Here is a 21,878-nt window from a genome sequence, read left to right as displayed (position 1 = left end):
AGGCGAGCACCAAAAGAGGGCGGGTACGGGCGCCGAATGGCATCGCGCGCCCGTTCGCCGGCAAGCCGGCTCCTGAAGGTCAGAACTTGATGAAGTGCTTGCGGTAGTGCTGAAGCTCGGCAATGGACTCGCGGATGTCGTCCAGGGCCAGGTGAGTGCTGCCTTTCTTGAAGCTGTCGCGCACGTCCGGAGCCCAGCGCGCGGCCAGCTCCTTGAGGGTCGAGACATCCAGGTTGCGGTAGTGGAAGTAGCTTTCCAGGGCCTTCATGTGGCGATAAAGGAAGCGCCGGTCCTGGCAGATGCTGTTGCCACAGATCGGCGACTTGCCCTTGGGCACCCATTGTTCGAGGAAGGCAATGGTCTGGGCTTCGGCTTCGGCCATGCTGATACGGCTTTCGCGCACGCGCTGGGTCAGGCCGGAACCACCGTGCTGGCGGGTGTTCCATTCATCCATGCCGGCGAGAATCTCGTCGCTCTGGTGAATGGCGATGACTGGTCCTTCAGCCAAGGTGTTGAGGTTGCTGTCGGTGACAATGGTCGCCATCTCGATGATGACGTCGGTGTCGGGGTTCAGACCGGTCATTTCCAGATCGATCCAAATCAGGTTCTGCGGGTTTTGCATGGGAGGGCTCCTCGGCGTAGTTGCGCAGTTTAGCCTAGAGGACCCGCCCGGCGTGCTAAACTCGCCGCCGCTTTACCCAACCGCCGTAATTATCGACACGGAACACCAATGGCCAAACGCCAGCTCAATCGTCGCCAAAACTGGCGCATCGAAAAGATTCAGGGTGAGCGCGCTGCCCGCGCCGCCAAACGCGAGTCCTCTGCCGTTGAGGCGCTCGAAGGTGGCGACCTGGGCCCGGAACAGACCGGCCTGGTCATCGCCCACTTCGGCGTGCAGGTCGAGGTCGAGGCGCGCGAAGGCGAGCTGGCCGGCCAGGTGTTCCGCTGCTATCTGCGGGCCAACCTGCCGGCACTGGTGACCGGCGATCAGGTGGTCTGGCGTGCCGGCAATCAAGGGATCGGCGTGATCGTCGCGCAACTGCCGCGCAGCACCGAGCTGTGCCGCCCGGACAGCCGCGGCCAGCTCAAGCCGGTCGCCGCCAACGTCGACATGATCGTGATCGTGTTCGCGCCCATGCCCGAGCCCCACGCCAACCTCATCGACCGCTACCTGGTGGCTGCCGAACACGCCGGCATCCGCCCCTTGCTGCTACTGAACAAGGCCGACTTGATCGACGAGCAGAACGCCCCGGCGCTCAACGCCTTGCTCGCGGTCTATCGCCAGCTGGGCTATCCGCTGCTGGAGGTCTCGGCGCACCACGGCGACGGCATGGAGCAACTGCAGGCCTTGCTGGACGGCCGCATCAGCGTGTTCGTGGGCCAGTCGGGGGTGGGCAAGTCCTCCCTGGTCAACAGCCTGCTGCCGGAAGTCGAAACCCGGGTCGGGCCGTTGTCGGAGTTTTCCGGGCAGGGCACCCATACCACCACCACCGCGCGCCTGTTCCACTTCCCCGGCGGCGGCGAACTGATCGACTCGCCCGGTATCCGCGAATTTGGCCTGGGGCATGTCAGCCGCGCCGACGTCGAGGCCGGCTTCATCGAGTTCAATGACCTGCTGGGCACCTGCCGCTTCCGCGACTGCAAGCACGATCGCGAGCCGGGCTGCGCTTTGCTCAAGGCCCTGGAAGACGGGCGCATCCAGCAACAACGGATGAACAGCTACCGCTCGATTCTCGCCAGCCTGCCCGACAGCAGCTACTGATCCCTGCGCTCCAGACACGAAAAGGCCGCGAAGATCGCGGCCTTTTCGTTGCTTACCTGGCGCTTCCCGGCGTCGCCGGGGGTGCCGCTGGCTGAGGTGCCGGCGCCGCCGGTTTGCCAGCGGGGGCCTGACCCGCAGCCCCCTGTTCATCCATCTTCAGCACACCGTCCTCAAAGATGTTCAGACGCTGGCGCACCTCGTGAGCCGGCAGCGGTTCGCTGCCCGGCGGCAAGGCATGGGGATCGGCCGGTACTTCTCCGGGAGCCCCGCTGCCCTGAGTCGGTGCCGGCGCCTGAGGATCCACCTGTTCGCCCTCGATGGCACGCTGGGCCTTCTTGGTCAGCACCACAATGTCGATCCGCCGGTTGACCGGGTTGAGCGGGTTCTTGCGATCGAACAGCGCCGAGGAGGCAAAACCCACCACCCGAGCCACTTGCGGATCAGGGTAACCACCGGCCACCAATGCCCGACGCGCAGCGTTGGCACGATTGGCGGACAGCTCCCAGTTGCCGAACTCGCCACTGCCGGCATAAGGCGTGGCATCGGTGTGACCGCTGATGCTGATCTTATTCGGCACCGCCTTGATGGTGTCGGCCATGGCCAGCAGGATGTCCTCGAAATACGGCTTCAGGCGGGCGCTGCCGGAGTCGAACATCGGCCGGTTCTCGGCGTCCATGATCTGGATCCGCAAGCCGTCCGGCGTGATCTCGAAGAGAATCTGGTCCTTGAACTTCTGCAACTGGGGATTCTCTTCGACCTTGTTCTGCAGCTCTTGCAGCAACAGTTCGAGACGCTCGCGCTCCACCTGCTCGGCCATGCCTTCCACTTGCTCGGCATCCACCGTGACCTTGTCCGGCTGCGGCTGGGACTTGACCTCGGGGTTGAGGGTGTTTTCCGGAGCCAGCTGCGGAGAGCCGCCCAGGTCGATGATGTAGGGCGTGCCGCTTTCCGAGAAGCCGATCGGGTCCTTGAAGTAACCGGCGATGGCGATCTTCTGTTCCGGGGTCGCGGTGGACAGCAGCCACAACACCAGGAAGAACGCCATCATCGCCGTGGCGAAGTCGGCGAAGGCGATTTTCCAGGCGCCTCCATGATGCCCGCCAGCAAAGCGCTTGACGCGCTTGATGATAATCGGCTGATTATTTTCCATGACTTAGCGACCGCGAACCGCTTGTTCCAGCTCGGCGAAGCTAGGACGGTGGGCCGGATACAGGACCTTGCGCCCGAATTCCACCGCCAGCGAAGGCGGAACGCCGGAAGCGGAAGCTACCAGGGACGCCTTGATGGCTTCGTAGACATTGAGTTCTTCCTTGGCGTCGTGGGACAGCGAAGTCGCCAGGGGACCGAAGAAACCATAGGCCGCCAGAATACCGAAGAAGGTACCGACCAGCGCCGCACCTACGTGCAGACCAATGGACTTCTGGTCGCCCTCGCCCAGGGACGCCATGGTCACCACGATCCCCAGTACCGCCGCCACGATACCGAAGCCGGGCATGGCATCGGCGATCCCGGTGACCGCGTGGGATGGATGCTCGAGGTCTTCCTTGAGACTGAACAGCTCCATGTCGAACAAGCCTTCGAGCTCGTGGGGCGCCATGTTGCCGGAGGACATGATCCGCAGGTAGTCACAGATGAACGCCGTCATGCGTTCATCTTTCAGCACTGCCGGATACTTGGCGAAGATCGGACTGGCCGCGGCGTCTTCGATATCACCCTCGATCGCCATCATGCCTTCGCGGCGGCTCTTGTTGAGGATCTCGTAGATCAGGCCCAGCACTTCCAGATAGAAAGTGTGGGTGAAACGCGAACTGAACATGCCCAGGGATTTTTTCACGACGTGCATCGTCATGTAGCCCGGGTTGGCCTGCAGGAACGCGCCAAAGGCCGCGCCACCGATGATCATGACCTCGAAGGGCTGGATCAGGGCAGCGATTTTGCCGTGAGAGAGCACGTATCCGCCGAGCACGCTCGCGAATACGACGATGATGCCGATAATTTTAGCCATAGGTAGGAGAGTACTTATTGAGTCGGGTTCAAGGTCATATTCGGAAGTTCTTAAAACTCTTCTTCTACTTATCGGCAAAACTGCGCCAGACTATAGCCAGTTAAGGCGAAAAGCCAGTTTGGCCCGCTCTGGGCGTGTTCAAAGCAGACGATGATTGCGCCCAACCATGTCTAATGAAACCAACGTCCCACATTCCCCGCCTACCTCTCTCGACGCCTGGCTAAAGCTGCTCAGTGGCGTGCGCCTGCCCGTGCCGCAAGCCAGCCATGATCGGGTGTGCAAAGCCATCGCCAACAACCGCAGTTCACTGCGGGATATCGCCGACCTGATGCAGAACAGCCCGGCGCTGGCACTGAGCGTGATCCGCGAAGCCAATCGGCATTCTCACGGCAGCATGAGCGAACCGGCAGAAAACCTGGAAGTCGCGGTCAACCGCCTGGGCCTCAAGCGCACCGAAGAACTGCTGGAGCAGTTGCCGACCCTGCCCGAGGAAAAGATCCCCAAGGAGCTGCGGCAACTGCAACTGATCAGCCAGCACGCCACCCAGCAAGCCAACGGCTTTTTTGCCGGGCGCCTGGCGCGGCTGTGGCAGGACATTCACTGGGGTAGCCTGCTGTTCCTCTCGCCACTGTGGGCCATGGCGCTGGTCTATCCCAAGCTCATGGAAGAGTGGGAGCTGCGGGTCATCTATAAGCATGAGTCGGCACGCAAGGTGGAGATGCAGCTGTTCGGCGTGCCACTGATGGAGCTGTGCCAGGCGCTGGTGCAGGTCTGGCACTTGCCGATCTGGGTGCAGCAGGGTTACCGCCTGCTGACCCGTGAGCGACGTCAACTGGCCAAGGCCATGCTGATCGCCCGGGACAACGAGCATCCCCTGCGCCAGCAGCAGCGCCTGGACGCCGATCCGGAACTGCAGCGCTGGCTGAACCAGCCGGCCAACTGCGTCTTGCTGGCCAACGGCCTGGCCCTGGCGGCACAACACTCCTGGAACAACCCCCACGGCCGACGCTGGCAGAACCTCACCGGCCTCTACCTGCAGATGCCGATCGCCCAGGTCCAGCAACAGCTGCACCAGCAGGCCGCAACCAGCGCCCGCAATGACAGCCAGCCCGACCTCTGGCATCCGGCCCAGGCCCTGCTCTGGCCATGGGACGCGCGCCGCCTGCACAGCGGCGAACAGCCCGCGCCGGCACCCACGGCCGAAGAACTGGCCAAGTGGCGCAAGGCCTGCAGCGAACTGCTGCTCGAACAAAGCCCCTTTACCAATGCCGTGCACCTCACCAGCTTTGCCAGGGACGCACTGGTGGCATGCGGCATGCGTCGGGTGCTGCTGCTCATGGTCGACCGCAGCCTCAGTCATCTGCGGGTACAACAGTTGTACGGCCTGCCCAAGGAGGCTGCGGGCCTGACGCTGCACACCCAACAGAGTTCGCTGCTACAGCGCTTGCTGGAAAAATCCGCCCAGGTGCGCCTGACACCGGCCAACAATGCACAGTACTCCTCCCACCTGCCGGGACAATTGCGCCAGCTGTTCCGCGGCGACCACCTGCTGCTGCGCTCGCTGTCCTGCAACGGTCGGGTACTGATGCTGGTGATCGCCGACCAAGGCGGCGTGCCGTTCTCGGAAATCAGTGTCCAGGCATTCGGCAAGACCGCTCAGTGCATCGAAAAAGCCTTGCACAGCTTTACCAACCGCAGCCAATGACGCTTGCGCTACAATCCCATCCTTTGTGCCCTGGGGACCTCACATGTCTGACTTCTCTGGCTTGCCGCTGGTCATCGAGCCGAGCGACTTGCTCGCCCGCCTCGACGCCCGCCAACTGATCCTGGTCGACCTGACCAGCGCCGCCCGCTATGCCACCGGGCATATCCCCGGGGCACGCTTCGTCGACCCCAAGCGCACCCAGCTCGGCCAGCCCCCCGCTCCCGGACTGCTACCGCCACAACACGCCCTGGAAGCGCTGTTCGGCGAGCTCGGGCACAACCCGGACGCGGTCTACGTGGTCTATGACGACGAAGGCGGCGGCTGGGCCGGGCGCTTCATCTGGCTTCTGGATGTGATCGGCCACGGCCGCTACCACTACCTGGATGGCGGCCTGCCGGCCTGGCTGGCGGAAACCCTGCCCGCGAGCACCGAAGTGCCACCTGTGGCAGGCGGTCCGGTGCCGCTGACCCTGCACGACGAACCCACCGCCACCCGCGAATACCTGCAAAGCCGTCTTGGCGCCGCTGACCTGGCAATCTGGGACGCTCGTGGCCCGCTGGAATACTCCGGCGAGAAGGTCCTGGCCGCCAAGGGCGGACACATCCCCGGCGCGGTGAACTTCGAGTGGACCGCCGGCATGGATCAGGCACGCCACCTGCGCATCCGCCGCGACATGCCGCAGATCCTCATGGACCTGGGCATCAGCAAAGACAAAGAAATCATCACCCACTGCCAGACCCACCACCGCTCCGGCTTCACCTACCTGGTGGCCAAGGCGCTGGGCTACCCACGGGTCAAGGGCTACGCCGGCTCCTGGGGCGAATGGGGCAATCATCCCGATACGCCCGTAGAGATTTAAGGTTTTTAAGGACACCCAATGAAAAAGCGCTTGTTCATCCTCAGCCAGTACCTGCTGCCTCACCACCTGCTGTCGCGCCTGGCCGGCTGCATTGCCGAGTGCCGCGTGCGCTGGTTCAAGAATGCCTTCACCCGCTGGTTCGCCAAGCAGTATCAAGTGAACATGTCCGAAGCCCAGGTCGAGGACGTGACCGCCTACGAACACTTCAACGCCTTCTTCACCCGCGCCCTGAAAGACGGTGCACGACCGCTGGATCCGACACCAGGCGCAGTGCTCAGCCCTGCCGACGGCGCTGTCAGCCAATTGGGCCCGATCGAACATGGCCGGGTATTCCAGGCCAAGGGCCACAGCTACAGCGTGCTGGAATTGCTGGGGGGCGATCCGGCCCTGGCCGCTCCCTTCATGGGCGGCGACTTTGCCACCATCTACCTGTCGCCCAAGGACTATCACCGGGTGCACATGCCGCTGGCCGGCACCCTGCGGGAAATGGTCTATGTTCCCGGCCGCATCTTCTCGGTGAACCAGACCACCGCCGAGAACGTGCCTGAACTGTTCGCCCGCAACGAGCGCGTGGTGTGCATTTTCGACACCGAACGCGGGCCGATGGCGCTGGTACTGGTGGGCGCCATGATCGTGGCTTCGATCGAAACCGTCTGGGCCGGCCTGGTAACCCCACCCAAGCGTGAACTCAAGACCGTGCGCTACGACGAAGCGGCCCGGGCACCGATCCATCTGGAAAAAGGTGCCGAAATGGGGCGCTTCAAGCTGGGTTCCACGGCCATCGTGCTGTTTGGCCCGGACCAGGTGCAGTGGGCGCAAGAGCTGGCCGCCGGCTCGCCAGTGCGCATGGGCCAGGGCTTGGGCCTGCCCAAGGCTTGAGACCCGGATACCGGACAAAAAAAACGCCGCTGATCAGCGGCGTTTTTTATGCACGGGGCTTTTCCCCACTGCTCAGAGCTGACCGTCGCGATCCCGGAAGCCCAGCAGATACAACACCCCATCCAGGCCCAGGGTGGAGATCGCCTGCTTGGCCGACTGCTTGACCAGCGGCTTGGCTCGGAATGCCACGCCCAGGCCGGCAATGCCCAGCATCGGCAGGTCGTTGGCGCCATCACCGACAGCGATGGTCTGCTCCAGACGCAGGCCTTCCTTGTGCGCCAGCTCGCGCAGCAGATCAGCCTTGCGCTGGGCGTCGACAATCGGCTCCACCGCCACGCCGGTCACTTTGCCGTCCACCACTTCCAGCTCGTTGGCGAACACGTAGTCGATGCCCAACTTGGCCTGCAACTGCTTGGCGAAGTAGGTGAAGCCGCCTGAGAGAATTGCAGTCTTGTAGCCCAGACGCTTGAGTTCGGCGAACAGGGTTTCGGCACCCTCGGTCAGGCGCAACGAGGCACCGATGGAGTCCAGCACGCTGACGTCCAGCCCCTTGAGCAAGGCCAGGCGCTCCTTGAAGCTGGCACGGAAATCCAGCTCGCCCGCCATGGCCCGCTCCGTGATTTCTGCCACCCGGTCACCCACGCCTGCCGCCTTGGCCAGTTCGTCGATCACCTCGGCTTCAATCAACGTCGAGTCCATGTCGAACACCGCCAGGCGGCGGTTGCGGCGGAACAGCGAATCTTCCTGGAAGGCGATGTCGACGTTCAGCTCCTGGGCCACGCTAAGGAACTCGGCCCGCAGCGCTTGCGGGTCAGCGGCCTCGCCACGCACCGAGAACTCGATGCAGCCCTTGCCCTGATCGGCCGGCATGTCCAGGGGCATGCGCCCGGACAGGCGATCGATGTGATCGATGTTCAGACCGTACTTGGCGGTGATCGAACTCACCCGCTGCAACTGCTCGGCGGTGACCTTGCGGGTCAGCAGGGTGACGATGTGGCGTTGCTTGCCCTGCCCGTCGACCCACTGCTGGTAATCGTCTTCGGACACCGGCGTGAAACGCACCTGCTGGTCGAGCTTGTAGGCGGTGAACAGAATGTCCTTGAGCACCGAAGAGCTCTGTTCGTTGCTCGGAATTTCAACCAGGATGCCGAACGACAAGGTGTCGTGGATCACCGCCTGACCGATGTCGAGAATGTTCACACCGCCCTGGGCCAGAACGCCGGTAATGGCCGCAGTCAGACCGGGACGATCTTCGCCGGTGATGTTGATCAGGACAATTTCGCGCAAGGCGCACCCCCGAGGTGGAAAAAAAGCGCATTCTACCCACTTTCGGTGACCATCGGGCACAGCCAGCGCTTTGCCGGTCTAGGGCCTGTCGCTATACTGCGCGTCAAATTCACGGACAAAAGAGCCGAGCTCAGTGAACCGGCCCACGCCAGTCAAAACCGACAACTTCTTCCTGCTGATCTTCCGTGCACTGCGCCATCGTCGTGTGCCGATTGCATTGCGCATTGCCAGCCATAACGTGATCCTGGTCGCCCTGGCCCTGGTGATCTATGCCGGCGTGATGGGCCTGCAGTTCAAGCAAGCCATGCACGAACAGGCCGACGCCCTGGGTCAGAGCCTGACCACCCAGACCGCCACCTCGGCCACCGAGCTGCTGGTGTCCAACGACATCCTCAGCCTCAACGTCCTGCTCAACAACCTGACCAAGAACCCGCTGGTGGCACACGCGGCGATCTACAGCGTCGACAACCGCATCCTCGCCGAGGCCGGACAGCGCCCCAAGAGCAGCCTGCTGGGCGAAACCGAGGGCGTGTACCAGACCAAGATCACCTTTCAGGACGTGACCGCCGGCAATCTGCGGATCAGCCTGGACATGGCACAGTTCCAGCAGCCAATGACCATCAGCCTGCAGAGCATGGGCATCCTCAGCGCCATCCTGCTGGCCCTGGCGCTGGCGTTGAGCCTGCGCCTGGGTCGCCACATCTCCACCCCGTTGCTGCAACTGCGGGTCTGGCTGCGGGACCTGGATGAACACACACCGGCCACTCAGCGCCAGGACGAGATCGGCGATCTGGCGCGCCAGCTGCACGCCCGCCTGGTGCCGGAAAAACCCGAGCCAGAGCCTCAACCCGAACTGGAAACAGAGGCCGACGAGGAACCCGAGCCCGGGTTCGAAGTGCGCAACCTGCGCGATCCGAGCTTTGATCAAAGCGCGCCCGTGGCAGGCCTGAAGCCTGCGCCACGGCACCTGGTCAGCGCCGAGGAGGACGAACTGGACGAGGAAGATCCGTTCGCCGACCTGCGTGATCACTCGTCGACACCCGCGCCCAAACCGGCGCTGCAACCGCAAACGCCCGCCCAGCCTCAGCACAGCGCGGTACTCGCAGTACAACTGGGAGCCCAGGAGCAGCTGCGCCGCCTGCCACGGGCCCGCCTGATGGAACTGCTGGAACGCTATCGGGACTGCCTGGATCAGGCCGCCTCGCTCTACCAGAGCGAGCTGCACACCCTGAACGACGGCAGCACGCTGATGCTGTTCCACAGCGAAGACAGCGGCGACGATTACCTGACCAACGCCATCTGCTGCGGCGAACTGCTGCGCGCCCTGGGCCATGCCCTGCAGATCGAAGTGGCGGACAGCGGCATCACCCTGCAATTGCAACTGGGCCTGACCCTGGGCGAAGGGCTGTTCGGCCTGAGCCAGATCGACCTGCTGCTGACCGAGAGCGCCCAGGATGCCCTGGCACTGTCCCAGCACAGCCGCAACCTGCTGCTGGTGGAACGCCAGGTCAATGACGACGCCTTGATCCGTCAGCGCGCACGCATCCGCCCTATCGCCAGCCCGGAAGGGGCTTGCTGTGTCGAACGGCTGATGGAGCCCTACCCCTCGATGCTGGAGCGGCAACTGGCGCGCATGCATGAGACACGGGCCAAGCTGTAAGGCTGCCCTGCGTCCAAGAAAAAGCCCGCCAAGTGCGGGCTTTTTTATGCTTGGCGGGTGGGCAACGTGGAGCCCTTCGCCGGCAAACCAGCGCCTACAACAGTCCCGCAGACTCGGTAGAAACTGGCTTGCCAGGACAAAAAGCGACCCGACCTCCCCCACCCCACTGCAGAAACGACAAGGCCCGCCAATGGGCGGGCCTCGTCTTAGCCACTACGTTCAGAACCTGAACACTTCCATATCCGTGCGGATCGGCGTGGCCATCGGAATCTTTGGCTGCTTCTCCTGCTCTACCGGCTTGGCCACCGGTGCCGGCGGCGCCTTGCGCGGCACCTCGGCCACGGCCGGCTGGTTGGCCAGGGGCTTGAGGGCGACCGACAATTGCTCGGCCAGGCGCTGCAACAGCACGCCCTGAGCCTGGACCTGGGAAGCGGTGGTGCCCGCATGCTGCTCCTGCAGGTGCACGATGCGGTTATCCCGCACCTGACCACGCCGATCGATCAGACGCCACTGCGCATCCAGCACCGCCGGTTGCGACTTGCCGGAATCCAGGCGAGTGATCGACAGCAGAACCTGTACATCCGGGGTGAAACCGCTGGTCGCCGGCGCCAGCACTACGCGCTGACTGTCCAGATGACCGGCCACCTGGCGCAACAGCAGCTGGTCGATGTCCGAAGACAGGCTGCCCGCCCAACGACCGTCGGTGGAGGCTTGCAGGCTGCCATCGTCCTGGCGTTGCAGGAGGGTTTCGCGTTGCAGGTAATCGGCGATCAGCACCGGTCCCAACAATACCGACATGCCGGCACTGGCCGGCTGAGCTGGACTTCCGCTGTCCAGCTGATACAGCGACACCGGCTGGTGCACGCTGCAACCCGCCAGGCCAAGAACGCCCGCGAGCAGAAAAACAAGAGGAAGGCGCAGAGCAGTCATCATCCCATCCAGGTGGCGGCCACAAGGCTGGCCACAGTGTAAATACTCAAAAAAATTGAATAACGCCGGCAAGGCCGGCGTTTGAAACGCGCATATCATCCGTGAATATGCGCCTTGACTCCAGTGTTCCAGCATCGATCCGCCGCTTAAATCCAGGATCAAGCGCTCTGGCCGGCACTCAACTGAGAGGCTCTACCAACAACGCATCGACCCGCTGGAATCCGCGCGGCAGTTTGTTGCCCCGGCGTCCGCGCTCGCCCTTGTAGTGCTCTAGGTCGTCGGCCTTCAGCGACAAGGTCCGCTTGCCCGCCTGCAATACCAGGGTCGCGCCATCCTGCAACACCGCGATGTCGGTGACGTACTCTTCGCGGCTGGCCACCCGCTCACCGGGAATGCCGATGATCTTGTTGCCCTTGCCTTTGCCCAACTGCGGCAGATCGCTGATCTTGAACACCAACAGACGCCCTTCGGTGGTTACCGAAGCCAGCCAGTTCTGCTCGCGATCGGCCACCGGCCGCGGCGCCAGAACCTTGGCGTTGTTCGGCAGGCTCAGCAGCGCCTTGCCCGCCTTGTTCTTGGCCTGCAAGTCCTCGCCCTTGACCACGAAACCGTAGCCCGCGTCGGATGCGATCACATACAGAGCCTCGTCATCCGGCAGCAGCACGCATTCGAAGGTCGCACCCGGCGGCGGCGTCAGGCGACCGGTCAGCGGCTCGCCCTGGCCACGGGCCGATGGCAGCGTGTGGGCCGCCACCGAGTAACTGCGGCCGGTGGAATCGATGAACACCGCAAACTGGTTGGACCGCCCGGCAGCGGCGGTCTTGTAGCCGTCACCGGCCTTGTAGGACAGACCCGTGGCGTCAATATCATGCCCCTTGGCGCAACGGACCCAGCCTTTTTCCGACAGAACGATGGTCACCGGCTCGGTGGGCATCAGCTCGTTTTCCGACAGGGCCTTGGCTTCCGCGCGGGCGACGATCGGCGAACGACGATCGTCGCCGTAGGTTTCTGCGTCTTGCAGCAATTCGGTGCGCACCAGCTTCTTGAGCTTGGTTTCGCTGTTGAGCAGGGCTTGCAGCTTGGCCTGCTCCTTGAGCAACTCGTCCTGCTCGGCCCGCAGCTTCATCTCTTCCAGACGCGCCAGTTGCCGCAGACGGGTGTCGAGGATGTAGTCGGCCTGGATTTCGCTGAGGGCAAAACGCTCGATCAGCTTGGCCCGTGGATGCTCCTCGGTGCGGATGATGTGGATCACTTCATCCAGGTTGAGGTAGGCGATCAGCAAGCCGTCCAACAGGTGCAGGCGACGCTCGACCTTGTCCAGGCGGAACTGCAGGCGCCGGCGCACGGTGGCCACCCGGAACTCCAGCCATTCCACCAGCAACGCCCGCAGGTTCTTCAACTGCGGCTTGCCGTCCAGACCGATAATGTTGATGTTGACCCGGTAGGTCGACTCCAGCTCGGTGGTGGCGAACAGATGCTGCATCAGCTCATCGGGATCGACCCGGTTGGAGCGCGGGATGATCACGATGCGGCAGGGGTTCTCGTGGTCCGACTCGTCCCGCAGGTCGGCCACCATCGGCAGCTTCTTGGCCTGCATCTGCGCGGCGATCTGCTCCAGTACCTTGGCCCCGGAGACCTGGTGCGGCAGTGCGGTAACAATAATGTCGCCATCCTCGATCCGATACACGGCGCGCATGCGCACCGAGCCACGGCCGGTTTCATAGATCTTCAGCAGGTCGGCGCGCGGGGTGATGATTTCCGCTTCGGTGGGGTAATCCGGCCCCTGGATATGCTCGCAGAGCTGCTCCACCGTGGCCTTGGGTTCGTCCAGTAGACGCACGCAGGCCGAAGCCACTTCCCGCAGGTTGTGCGGCGGCACGTCGGTGGCCATGCCCACGGCGATACCGGTGGTGCCGTTGAGCAGGATATTCGGCAGACGCGCCGGCAATACCAGAGGTTCCTGCAAGGTGCCGTCGAAGTTCGGCCCCCAGTCTGCCGTGCCCTGGCCCAGCTCGCTGAGCAGCACTTCGGAATAGCGCGACAGACGCGCCTCGGTGTAACGCATGGCCGCGAAGGACTTGGGATCGTCCGGCGCACCCCAGTTGCCCTGGCCATCCACCAGTGTGTAGCGGTAGCTGAAGGGCTGGGCCATCAGCACCATGGCTTCGTAGCAGGCGGAATCCCCGTGAGGGTGGAACTTACCGAGCACATCACCCACGGTACGCGCGGATTTCTTGTGCTTGGAATCGGCATCCAGCCCCAGCTCACTCATGGCGTAGACGATACGCCGCTGTACCGGTTTCAGGCCGTCGCCGATATGCGGCAAAGCACGGTCCATGATCACGTACATGGAGTAGTTGAGGTAGGCACTTTCGGTGAAGTCAGCCAGTGACCGGCGTTCTACGCCATCCAGGCTGAGATCAAGGGAGTCGCTCATGCGGGCCTCATTGGTTCGTGGTCTGGCGCAGCAGCATGGTGCCGCCGCGCTGAGTAAATTCAAGTTTCTTCAAAGCGCTCATGCCCAGCAAAATCTGGTCGCCGTCGAGCCCCGGGGCCACCAGGGCCCTGACGTCCTGGAGAACGATATCCCCCAGTTGCAGACGCTCGATGCGGGTCCGATAACCCTCGCTGCGCCCGTTGGCGGTACTCAGGGTCACCGGCACCCCGCGATCCAGGCCCAGGCGCTCGGCGAGCCCGGAAGGAATCGAGACTTCGGTAGCCCCGGTATCGAGCATGAATTGCACCGGCTGCCCGTTGATATGGCCGCTGGCAACGAAATGCCCCTGGCCGTTACCGACCAGCTTCACTTCGATGTAACCCTCATGTTGTTGCGAACTGACGACAGTGTTGGGGTTCTCCTGGCGAGCCTCCCAGTCGGCGAAGAACCGCGTGGCCAGGAACAGCGCCGCGGCCCAGGCCAGGATCAGCATCACCCGCCCGGCGCTCTTGCCCGGTTGCTGGCTCATGGCTTGGCACTCCAGCCGCCTTCAGGGGCGGCAAAGCGCCAGACGATGGGGCGGGCCTCGCCATCGGCGCGGGCGCCGTTGTTGTTGTCCAGCCCGATCCAGGCACCCTTGGCATCCACCACCAGAGCCTCCGCCAAGCCGTAAGGCTGTGGATAACGCCGGTGTTCCAGCAGCGCCTCGGCCGCAAAGGACCAGCACAGCTCAACCTTGGCGCTCTGCGCATCCCGGCGGCAGATCTGGTAGGCATTGCGCTCCAGGGTGAACAGCTTGCCATCGAACAGCGAAAGGTCGGCAAAGTCCCGGGACACCGCCTTGGCGTTGGGCACCTGCGGTGGCTGCATTTCCGAGCCGGCCTCACTGAGCAGCACGCAACCGCCATCACAGTCCCAGGTGGTCTGCCCCCGCTTGATCAACAACAGCCCGCGCCGCTCTCGCTCTGCCGCCAGCCAGATCCGGTCACCGGCGGGGTTCACCGCCAGGCCTTCGAACAAGGCGTTGAAATGCAGGAGCATGCCGCTGGCCCGCGCTTCACGGACCATGATCGGCGAAATCTTCAACCAGGCCGGAGCGCCTTGCGCCGGGACTTTGAGCACCGTGGCGTGAGCCTCGCTGACCACATATTTGTTGCCCGCGGCGTCGCAGGAGATGCCTTCGAAATCCAGGTCGCCGCCACGCACGAAGGACGCGGCCCAGGTCCGCGACTTCAAGCCCCAGGGCAAGCCCGTGTCCGGCACCGCCGGCACTTCCAGCTTGAGGGCCTCGGCCTGCCAGACGCTGTCGCGGGTATCGAGCTTGTAGATCTGATCGTCGTCGCGGTCGGAAACCGTCCACAGCTCCTGGCCGCACAGCGCCAGCCCAGACAGATTGCCACCGCGCATGCCTTCCACAGGATGCTCGGACAGCAAGGTCAGTTCGGGCGCAGGCGCGGCCACCACCGAGGTTGCCAATAGCGCTAGGGCCAGGGCAAAACCTCTGTGCATCAGGCCAGCACCTCGGCCAGGTTGCCCTTGGACTCCAGCCAGGATTTGCGATCACCGGCGCGTTTCTTCGCCAGCAGCATGTCCATGATTTCCGCGGTAGCCTCGACGTCGTCCAGGGTCAACTGCACCAGGCGCCGAGTGTTCGGGTCCATGGTGGTCTCGCGCAACTGCGGCGGGTTCATTTCACCCAGCCCCTTGAATCGGGTGACCTGGGGCTTGCCGCGTTTCTTCTCGGCCACCAGGCGGTCGAGAATGCCGTCGCGCTCGGCCTCGTCCAGGGCGTAGTAGATTTCCTTGCCCAGGTCGATGCGGTACAGCGGCGGCATGGCCACATAGACGTGGCCGGCATCCACCAGCGGACGGAAATGCTGGACAAACAGGGCACAGAGCAAGGTGGCGATGTGCAGACCGTCGGAGTCGGCGTCGGCGAGGATGCAGATCTTGCCGTAGCGCAGCTGGCTCATGTCCTCGGCGCCCGGATCGACACCGATGGCCACCGCAATGTTGTGCACTTCCTGGCTGGCCAGAACTTCGCTGCCGTCCACTTCCCAGGTGTTGAGGATCTTGCCGCGCAGCGGCAGGATCGCCTGGAATTCCTTGTCCCGTGCCTGCTTGGCCGAACCACCCGCGGAATCACCCTCCACCAGGAACAGCTCGGAACGCATCGGGTCCTGGCCGGCGCAGTCCGCCAGCTTGCCGGGCAGTGCCGGGCCCTGGGTAATGCGCTTGCGCTCGACCTTCTTGCTGGCCTTCAGGCGGCGGCCGGCGTTGCTGATGGCCAGCTCCGCCAGTTGCATGCCCAACTCGGGGTTGGCATTGAGCCACAGGCTGAAGGCGTCCTTGACCACTCCGGACACGAACGCCGCCGCCTCACGGGACGACAGCCGCTCCTTGGTCTGGCCGGAGAATTGCGCGTCCTGCATCTTCATCGACAGGACGAAGGCGATGCGCTCCCAGACGTCTTCCGGGGCCAGCTTCAGGCCGCGGGGCAGCAGGTTGCGGAATTCGCAGAACTCGCGCATGGCATCCAGCAGGCCCTGGCGCAGGCCGTTGACGTGGGTACCGCCCTGGGCCGTGGGGATCAGGTTGACGTAGCTTTCCTGAACGCTGTCGCCGCCTTCGGGCAGCCACAGCAGGGCCCAGTCCACCGCTTCCTTGTTGCCTGCCAGGCTGCCGCAGAACGGCTCGTTGGGCAGGCGCTCGAATTCACTGACCGCGTCCACCAGGTAGGAACGCAGGCCATCTTCGTAATGCCACTCGACCTTCTCGCCGCTGGACTTGTCCTCGAAGCTCACCAGCAGCCCCGGGCACAGCACGGCCTTGGCCTTGAGCACGTGCTTGAGGCGGCTGACGGAGAATTTCGGCGAATCGAAGTATTTCGGGTCCGGGGCAAAGTACACGCTGGTGCCGGTGTTGCGCTTGCCGACGGTGCCGACCACTTCCAGCTCGCTGGCCTTGTAGCCATCGGCGAAGGTCATCTGGTATTCGTTGCCGTCGCGCTTGACCCGTACCCGCACCTGATTCGACAGGGCGTTGACTACGGAAATACCCACCCCGTGCAGACCGCCGGAGAACTGGTAGTTCTTGTTGGAGAACTTGCCGCCGGCGTGGAGCTTGGTGAGGATCAGCTCGATCCCGGAGACGCCCTCTTCCGGGTGGATGTCCACGGGCATGCCGCGGCCGTCGTCGGAGACTTCCAGGGAGTGATCGGCGTGCAGGATGACCTGTATCGACTTCGCATGGCCGGCCAGGGCTTCGTCGACACTGTTGTCGATGACTTCCTGGGCCAGGTGGTTGGGCCGCGTGGTGTCGGTGTACATGCCCGGGCGTTTGCGCACCGGGTCGAGTCCCGAGAGGACTTCGATGGCGTCTGCGTTATAAGAGCTAGCGCTGGGAGTGGCCATGGGTTCTCGTCGTTAGTCGTTCAATGAATATGGGGCGAGGCTTCACAGTGCCGTGAAGTCGATCGCCTGGTACTGATCGGCAGTGATGCCGGCAAAATTCAACATTGCCGGCAATTGTCCGGTAAATCCTTGGAAACTATGATCGCCGCCGGCCTGGATGCGCAAGGCACAGGCGCGGTAGTAGCGCTCGGCGCTGCGATAGTCCAGCGTCTCGTCCCCGGTCTGCAACCACACCTGATAACGCTGCGGGTCCTGGAGTGGCGCGACTTCCAGCGCCGCCAGCGCCGCCACGTGGTCGTGGGTCAGTTCCCAGGTTTCGTCGGTGTACAGGTTCTTCTGCGTGCCCAGATAACCGTCGAACATCCGGTGCGGGCTGACAGCAGGGTTGATCAGCAGGGCTTTCAGACCATAGCGCTCGGCAAGGTGAGTCGCATAGTAGCCGCCGAGCGAGCTGCCGACCAGCAATGGACGACCGAGTTCGGCAATCGCCTGTTCCAGCTGGCCAATGGCCTGGCGCGGATGGTGATGCAGGGCCGGTACGCGCAATTGCTCGCCCAGCCCCAACTGCTCCATGACGCGCCGCAACTGGGAGGCCTTGGTTGACGCGGGCGCACTGTTGAAGCCGTGGATATAAAGGATCGAACCGGACATGCGAACTCCCTGTGCACCTGGGCAAAAGCCGCAGTTTACAGGGATGACGGCAGCTAACGAAGCCGCTTCAGTAGCCGTTGCTGCCGTAATCGATGCTGAATGCGTAGCCGTGGACCCGTTGTACACCGGTTTCCAACCGTCCATCGGGCAGCAGGCGCAGCCAGCGATAGCCGGGCACCTGTTCTTCGACCTTGAAATCGTCGCTGCCGGGCTCGAACTGGATGCAGGTAGAGGGTGAGGCCAACAGCCGCACGTCGCCACGCAAGCGGTCGATCTCCTGATGCACATGCCCCCAGAGCAAGGCGCGAACCTGGGGGAAGCGGTCGAGCACGGCAAACAGCGCCTCGGCATTGCGCAGGCCGATGGGCTCCATCCAGGCGCAGTCGATGGACACCGGATGGTGGTGCAGGCAAATCAGGTGATGACGCTCGGGCGCCTCGCCCAGGGAGCGGGCCAGCAATTGCAACTGGTCGTCCTGCAGATAGCCCGGCACTGAACCGGGCACCGACGAATCCAGCAGGGTTATGCGCCAGTTGCCGATGTCGATGACCGGTTCCAGCAGATCGCTGTCCCGCGTCGCCAGCTGCATGACCTGTGGCTCGTCGTGATTACCGGGCAACCAGCGGCCTGGCGCCGGAATCTGCCGGGTCAACTGACGAAAGCGCTGATAGGACTCCAGAGTGCCGTCCTGGGACAGATCGCCGGTGGCCAGCATCAGGTCGATACGCGGCTGCTGCGCCAGCACCAGGTCGATGACCCGTTGCAGGCTGTCGGCGGTGTTCATGCCCAGCAGCGCACCGTCGGTCTCGGCAAACAGATGGCTATCGGACAGTTGCACCAGCAGCACCGAGTCGTCGGCAGTCAGTGCGGATACGCTTGGCACGGCGTTCTCCCGGTGCAAGGGCACAAAGCATGATGAAGGCGGTAATTATGCTGGGGGAAGCAAAAAAGAGGAAACCCGGGAAGCGGACCCAGTTCACATCTAGCGCACGGCTTCGAACTCGTGCCCACAGGCCAGGCAATGGCTCAGCCACTCCCCCAGGAAAACATTCAGCTGGGCCTTCTCGTCCGGCTGGTGCATGAAGGCATTCGGATAGGGATAGATGCTGCGAAACCGCCGGGCATGCTCGGCGCTGATGACTTCCGCCATGCGCGCATCGTGATAGACCTGTACCTCCAGTTGCGGCACCGGCAGCCAGGGCAGACTGTGCTCCTGGCGCACCTGCAAGGTGGTGGTGTAAGGGCAGGTCAGCACCACTTCCAGGGCCAGGACGCCGAGCATCTGCTCGCCCTGGGTCACGGCGATGCGCCGAGCCACAGGCTGGTTGCGCATGTCAGGCAGCAGGCGCATCAGTCGGGCATAGTTGGCCTCGCAGGAAGCTTGCAGCCCCGCCAGATCCACCCGATAGCGGTCGCGTACCTTGTTTACGACCATAACCCCCTCACTTCAGCGCGATTGAGCGCCAGCCACTGCAAGGCAATGATGCTGGCGGCATTGCAGATCCGCCCATCGCGCATGGCCTGCTGCGCATCTTCATAGGCCATCACCGAAACCCGGATGTCTTCCGCCTCTTCCTCCAGCCCGTGCAACCCGCCGGCGGCACTGCTGTCGCATCGTCCCAGGAACAGATGAACGAATTCGGTGCTGCCCCCTGGCGACGGGAAATACTCGATCATCGGCCACAGCGCCGAGATTTCCAGGCCAGCTTCCTCCTGCGCCTCACGACGCGCCACCTCTTCCGGCTGCTCGTCCTTGTCGATCAACCCGGCCACCAGTTCCACCAGCCAGGGCGTGGCGGCCTTGCCCATGGCACCGATGCGAAACTGTTCGATCAGCACCACCTCATCGCGCTGCGGATCGTACGGCAGTACGCACACCGCATCGTGACGCAGCAGAACCTCACGATTGATTTCCCGCCCCATGCCACCGGCGAACAATTCATGACGCAGTTGCAGGCGGTCGAGCCGATAGAAACCCTGGAAGCAGTTCTCGCGCCGGATGATCTCGACGGCACTCGGCGTGGAGTTGGCAAAGTCAGTCATAGCAATCCTCGTGTACAGCCTGTTCGTCCCGAGGATCCCCCTCGACTTCGCGCCATCCTAACGCGCCCGCCGCTGCCGATGCAGCCCCTTTAGCCTCAGCGGGATAGACGGCGAGGGGCTAAACCTAATCTAATTGCCTCTATTGAGCTTAGTGGCGAACCGACTGCCTCGCAGGCAGTCGAAGCCGGTAACCCATGCCTCCCCCTGGTTTATGAAGGACGCCCATGTCGCTTGTAAAAATCGCCTCCGTGGCCTGTATCGCCCTGACCCTGGGCGCCTGCCAAAGCCTGTTTCAGCCAAGCTACAACACGCCGCTGGAAACCAAGCGCGAGAAGTCCGAGCAGCTCAAGCCCGGCTGCAGCGGCGCCGACTGTCCGCTGGTCAACCTCGACACCGTGCACTTTCCCGCCGAGCCGCAACTGGATGCCATCGTCGAAAAACGCCTGCTGCAAATGACCCGCACCAGCCCCGACGCAGCGCTGCCGGCCAGCCTGGAAGCCTACCGCGAGCAGTTCCTGCGCAGCGCAGCGGACCGCCACGGCATGTACCTGCAATCCAAGGTACGCGAGCAGCATGACGGCCTGGTGATCATCGAGCTGGCCAGCTACCTGGACACCGGTGCCGCCAACGGCACCCCGGGCCGGGGCTTCGTCAACTATTCGCGCCAGCAGCATCGGGCGCTGAGCCTGGCGGACATGCTGCTGCCCGGCCAGGAGGAGATGTTCTGGAAGGCCGCGCGGGTCGCCCACAACAACTGGTTGATCAGCACCCACCTGGATCGCGAAGCCGAATTCATCAAGACCTGGCCGTTCCAGAAAACCGCCAACGTGGCGCTGACCCAGAAAGCCGTGACCCTCAAGTACGACGTCAGCACCATCGCGCCCTCGGTGCTGGGCCATATCGAATTGCAGATTCCCTACGACCGCCTCAAGGGCGTGCTCAAGCCCGAGCTGTTTCCCGGGAACTGAGCGCCCGGCCCAGCAGCCACTGCAACAGCCCTGCCAGCAGCAGCGACGGCAGGGTAGCCCCGACATCCGGATACAGGTTGGCCAGCAGGTGATAGGTGCTCACCCCACCCAGCCAGGCCAACAGCGCGGTCCAGCGCCAGGCTGACAGCGAATCATCCCCGCAGCGTCGGCGCAGGATGAAGTGATCCACCAGCACCACGCCAAACAGCGGCGCGAACACCGAGCCGATCAACAGCAGGAAGTTCTGATACTGGGCCAGCGGTGCCAGGCAGGCGATCAGGGTGCAGAGCACACCGATGGCCAGGGCCAGGTGCTCGACCTTCAGGCGCAGCAGAATGCCACTGGAAACCGCCGCCGAATGAATGTCGGCAAAGGCGTTCTCCGACTCGTCCAGCAGGATCAGCAGCAGCGGAATCCCCAACCCGGCACCGGCCAGCGCCAACAGCAAGGCATTCACCTCACCGCTCGGGGCGAAGGCCAGGGTGTAGGCAACGCCCAGGCTCATCAGCCAGAAATTGCCGATGAAAAAACCCAGGGCCGTGCCGCCGAACACGCTCTTGGCGCGCTTGCCGAAGCGCGAGTAGTCGGCGATCAGCGGCAACCACGACAAGGGCATGGCAATGGCGATGTCGAAGCCTGCGGCAAACGGCATCGAGCCATCCCCGGCCTGAGCCCGGAGCGCCGCCAGGTCGGCCCGGGCGAACAGGTTCCAGGTCAGCCACAGGCACGCCGCGAGCAATAGCCAGATGCCCCACTTGCGCAGGATCCGGCGGACAAAGGTCAAGGGGCCACTGACCGCCAGCAAGGTCGCCAGGGCACCGAAAAACAGGGTCCAGAGCAGCGGATTGGCCAGCAGGCTGCCTTCACTGAAGGCCCGGGTGCCCAGGAGGCTGGCGGCATCGCGCATGACGATGATTTCAAACGCGCCCCAGCCCACCAACTGCAGCAGGTTGAGCAACGCCGGCAGACTGGCGCCGCGGCGGCCCAGGCTGAGCTTGAGCGCAGCCATGGACGACAGACCGGTGTCGCTACCGATCACCCCCACCGCCGCCAGCAGCAGAACGCCCACAGCGGTGCCAAGAAAGATCGCCAGCAACGCATGAGACAGCCCCAGGCCTGGCGCCAACAGCGCACCGGTCTGCAGCACCATCAAACCGATGCCGAGGGAGAACCACAGGGAAAACAGATCCCGGGCGCCAAACACACGCTTGTCGGCGGGCACCGCAAGATTGGGGGAATAGGTACTTGGACTGTTCAAGGGATATATCTCAAAAGGGAC

At 63.6% G+C, this 21,878-nt stretch carries 20 protein-coding genes; 6 read left to right on the top strand and 14 right to left on the bottom strand.

The genetic code is table 11. From position 1 onward, the window contains the following. Nucleotides 1–79: 79 nt before the first annotated feature. The gene (orn, locus tag POS17_RS02745) at nt 80–622 is read right to left on the bottom strand and encodes an oligoribonuclease (RefSeq protein WP_011058931.1); all 543 of its coding nucleotides are present in this window, start codon (nt 620–622) and stop codon (nt 80–82) included. 108 nt (nt 623–730) lie between these two features. Here orn and rsgA point away from each other — a divergent pair, with 108 nt between their 5' ends. Then, on the top strand, nt 731–1,762 hold the full coding sequence (rsgA, locus tag POS17_RS02740) for a small ribosomal subunit biogenesis GTPase RsgA (RefSeq protein WP_016965247.1): 1,032 nt from the start codon (nt 731–733) through the stop codon (nt 1,760–1,762). A gap of 52 nt (nt 1,763–1,814) precedes the next feature. Here rsgA and motB read toward each other — a convergent pair whose 3' ends face one another. Beyond that, the gene (gene motB / locus POS17_RS02735) at nt 1,815–2,912 is read right to left on the bottom strand and encodes a flagellar motor protein MotB (protein ID WP_060837258.1); all 1,098 of its coding nucleotides are present in this window, start codon (nt 2,910–2,912) and stop codon (nt 1,815–1,817) included. 3 nt (nt 2,913–2,915) lie between these two features. Continuing rightward, on the bottom strand, nt 2,916–3,767 hold the full coding sequence (motA, locus tag POS17_RS02730) for a flagellar motor stator protein MotA (RefSeq protein ID WP_060837257.1): 852 nt from the start codon (nt 3,765–3,767) through the stop codon (nt 2,916–2,918). A 166-nt stretch (nt 3,768–3,933) separates the two neighbouring features. Between motA and POS17_RS02725 the strand changes: the two genes are divergently transcribed. From POS17_RS02725 to asd, 3 genes are read left to right on the top strand one after another with little or no spacing between them, the layout of a single operon-like run. After that, nucleotides 3,934–5,472 (top strand): HDOD domain-containing protein, encoded by a 1,539-nt coding sequence (locus tag POS17_RS02725; protein ID WP_060837256.1) that lies wholly within the window; start codon nt 3,934–3,936, stop codon nt 5,470–5,472. 43 nt (nt 5,473–5,515) lie between these two features. Beyond that, nucleotides 5,516–6,331, top strand: a complete 816-nt coding sequence (rhdA, locus tag POS17_RS02720; RefSeq protein ID WP_060837255.1) for a thiosulfate sulfurtransferase — start codon at nt 5,516–5,518, stop codon at nt 6,329–6,331. 18 nt (nt 6,332–6,349) lie between these two features. After that, nucleotides 6,350–7,210 (top strand): archaetidylserine decarboxylase, encoded by an 861-nt coding sequence (asd, locus tag POS17_RS02715; RefSeq protein WP_060837254.1) that lies wholly within the window; start codon nt 6,350–6,352, stop codon nt 7,208–7,210. Between the two features lie 72 nt (nt 7,211–7,282). On the opposite strand, the gene serB is transcribed toward asd, so the two are convergent. Next, entirely contained in the window at nt 7,283–8,497 is a 1,215-nt protein-coding gene (serB, locus tag POS17_RS02710; RefSeq protein WP_016964907.1) for a phosphoserine phosphatase SerB, read from the bottom strand. 133 nt (nt 8,498–8,630) lie between these two features. Here serB and POS17_RS02705 point away from each other — a divergent pair, with 133 nt between their 5' ends. Beyond that, a complete protein-coding gene (locus tag POS17_RS02705; RefSeq protein ID WP_060837253.1) occupies nt 8,631–10,157 on the top strand; it encodes an AhpA/YtjB family protein in 1,527 nt (508 codons plus the stop codon). A gap of 219 nt (nt 10,158–10,376) precedes the next feature. On the opposite strand, the gene POS17_RS02700 is transcribed toward POS17_RS02705, so the two are convergent. The 9 genes from POS17_RS02700 to POS17_RS02660 form a co-directional block, all read right to left on the bottom strand. Beyond that, entirely contained in the window at nt 10,377–11,087 is a 711-nt protein-coding gene (locus POS17_RS02700) for a PqiC family protein (protein ID WP_060837252.1), read from the bottom strand. Nucleotides 11,088–11,265: 178 nt separating this feature from the next. Then, nucleotides 11,266–13,524, bottom strand: a complete 2,259-nt coding sequence (gene parC, locus POS17_RS02695; protein WP_060837251.1) for a DNA topoisomerase IV subunit A — start codon at nt 13,522–13,524, stop codon at nt 11,266–11,268. A gap of 7 nt (nt 13,525–13,531) precedes the next feature. Continuing rightward, nucleotides 13,532–14,053: a retropepsin-like aspartic protease family protein gene (locus POS17_RS02690; RefSeq protein ID WP_060837250.1), complete on the bottom strand. Its 522-nt coding sequence runs from the start codon at nt 14,051–14,053 to the stop codon at nt 13,532–13,534. Beyond that, nucleotides 14,050–15,033, bottom strand: coding sequence for an esterase-like activity of phytase family protein (locus POS17_RS02685; protein WP_060837249.1), 984 nt, complete (start codon nt 15,031–15,033; stop codon nt 14,050–14,052). The genes POS17_RS02690 and POS17_RS02685 overlap by 4 nt, the downstream gene beginning before the upstream one ends. Further along, nucleotides 15,033–16,937 (bottom strand): DNA topoisomerase IV subunit B, encoded by a 1,905-nt coding sequence (gene parE, locus POS17_RS02680; protein WP_060837248.1) that lies wholly within the window; start codon nt 16,935–16,937, stop codon nt 15,033–15,035. The genes POS17_RS02685 and parE overlap by 1 nt, the downstream gene beginning before the upstream one ends. A gap of 42 nt (nt 16,938–16,979) precedes the next feature. Beyond that, a complete protein-coding gene (locus tag POS17_RS02675; protein WP_060837247.1) occupies nt 16,980–17,588 on the bottom strand; it encodes a YqiA/YcfP family alpha/beta fold hydrolase in 609 nt (202 codons plus the stop codon). Between the two features lie 67 nt (nt 17,589–17,655). Next, nucleotides 17,656–18,471, bottom strand: a complete 816-nt coding sequence (gene cpdA / locus POS17_RS02670) for a 3',5'-cyclic-AMP phosphodiesterase (RefSeq protein ID WP_060837246.1) — start codon at nt 18,469–18,471, stop codon at nt 17,656–17,658. A 99-nt stretch (nt 18,472–18,570) separates the two neighbouring features. After that, the gene (locus tag POS17_RS02665) at nt 18,571–19,023 is read right to left on the bottom strand and encodes a DUF1249 domain-containing protein (RefSeq protein WP_060837245.1); all 453 of its coding nucleotides are present in this window, start codon (nt 19,021–19,023) and stop codon (nt 18,571–18,573) included. Beyond that, entirely contained in the window at nt 19,014–19,631 is a 618-nt protein-coding gene (locus POS17_RS02660; RefSeq protein WP_060837244.1) for an NUDIX domain-containing protein, read from the bottom strand. The genes POS17_RS02665 and POS17_RS02660 overlap by 10 nt, the downstream gene beginning before the upstream one ends. A gap of 224 nt (nt 19,632–19,855) precedes the next feature. On the opposite strand from POS17_RS02660, the gene POS17_RS02655 reads away from it, so the two are divergent. After that, a complete protein-coding gene (locus POS17_RS02655; RefSeq protein WP_060837243.1) occupies nt 19,856–20,599 on the top strand; it encodes an RsiV family protein in 744 nt (247 codons plus the stop codon). Here POS17_RS02655 and cytX read toward each other — a convergent pair. Then, a complete protein-coding gene (cytX, locus tag POS17_RS02650) occupies nt 20,571–21,857 on the bottom strand; it encodes a putative hydroxymethylpyrimidine transporter CytX (RefSeq protein ID WP_060837242.1) in 1,287 nt (428 codons plus the stop codon). The genes POS17_RS02655 and cytX overlap by 29 nt on opposite strands. Nucleotides 21,858–21,878 lie beyond the last annotated feature (21 nt).

It is taken from the genome of Pseudomonas sp. Os17 (assembly GCF_001547895.1).
In the GTDB taxonomy this organism is placed as follows: Bacteria; Pseudomonadota; Gammaproteobacteria; order Pseudomonadales; family Pseudomonadaceae; genus Aquipseudomonas.
This window is presented reverse-complemented; position numbering and strand designations above follow the sequence as displayed.

What these genes read in the sequence shown, in the direction of transcription:
- motB (WP_060837258.1), bottom strand. Translation starts at nt 2,912, where the DNA reads ATGGAAAATAATCAGCCGATTATCATCAAGCGCGTCAAGCGCTTTGCT.
- motA (WP_060837257.1), bottom strand. Translation starts at nt 3,767, where the DNA reads ATGGCTAAAATTATCGGCATCATCGTCGTATTCGCGAGCGTGCTCGGC.
- rsgA (WP_016965247.1), top strand. Translation starts at nt 731, where the DNA reads ATGGCCAAACGCCAGCTCAATCGTCGCCAAAACTGGCGCATCGAAAAG.
- orn (WP_011058931.1), bottom strand. Translation starts at nt 622, where the DNA reads ATGCAAAACCCGCAGAACCTGATTTGGATCGATCTGGAAATGACCGGT.
- POS17_RS02665 (WP_060837245.1), bottom strand. Translation starts at nt 19,023, where the DNA reads ATGGTCGTAAACAAGGTACGCGACCGCTATCGGGTGGATCTGGCGGGG.
- POS17_RS02685 (WP_060837249.1), bottom strand. Translation starts at nt 15,033, where the DNA reads ATGCACAGAGGTTTTGCCCTGGCCCTAGCGCTATTGGCAACCTCGGTG.
- POS17_RS02700 (WP_060837252.1), bottom strand. Translation starts at nt 11,087, where the DNA reads ATGACTGCTCTGCGCCTTCCTCTTGTTTTTCTGCTCGCGGGCGTTCTT.
- parE (WP_060837248.1), bottom strand. Translation starts at nt 16,937, where the DNA reads ATGGCCACTCCCAGCGCTAGCTCTTATAACGCAGACGCCATCGAAGTC.
- rhdA (WP_060837255.1), top strand. Translation starts at nt 5,516, where the DNA reads ATGTCTGACTTCTCTGGCTTGCCGCTGGTCATCGAGCCGAGCGACTTG.
- POS17_RS02660 (WP_060837244.1), bottom strand. Translation starts at nt 19,631, where the DNA reads ATGACTGACTTTGCCAACTCCACGCCGAGTGCCGTCGAGATCATCCGG.
- POS17_RS02655 (WP_060837243.1), top strand. Translation starts at nt 19,856, where the DNA reads ATGTCGCTTGTAAAAATCGCCTCCGTGGCCTGTATCGCCCTGACCCTG.
- parC (WP_060837251.1), bottom strand. Translation starts at nt 13,524, where the DNA reads ATGAGCGACTCCCTTGATCTCAGCCTGGATGGCGTAGAACGCCGGTCA.
- asd (WP_060837254.1), top strand. Translation starts at nt 6,350, where the DNA reads ATGAAAAAGCGCTTGTTCATCCTCAGCCAGTACCTGCTGCCTCACCAC.
- POS17_RS02675 (WP_060837247.1), bottom strand. Translation starts at nt 17,588, where the DNA reads ATGTCCGGTTCGATCCTTTATATCCACGGCTTCAACAGTGCGCCCGCG.
- POS17_RS02725 (WP_060837256.1), top strand. Translation starts at nt 3,934, where the DNA reads ATGTCTAATGAAACCAACGTCCCACATTCCCCGCCTACCTCTCTCGAC.
- POS17_RS02690 (WP_060837250.1), bottom strand. Translation starts at nt 14,053, where the DNA reads ATGAGCCAGCAACCGGGCAAGAGCGCCGGGCGGGTGATGCTGATCCTG.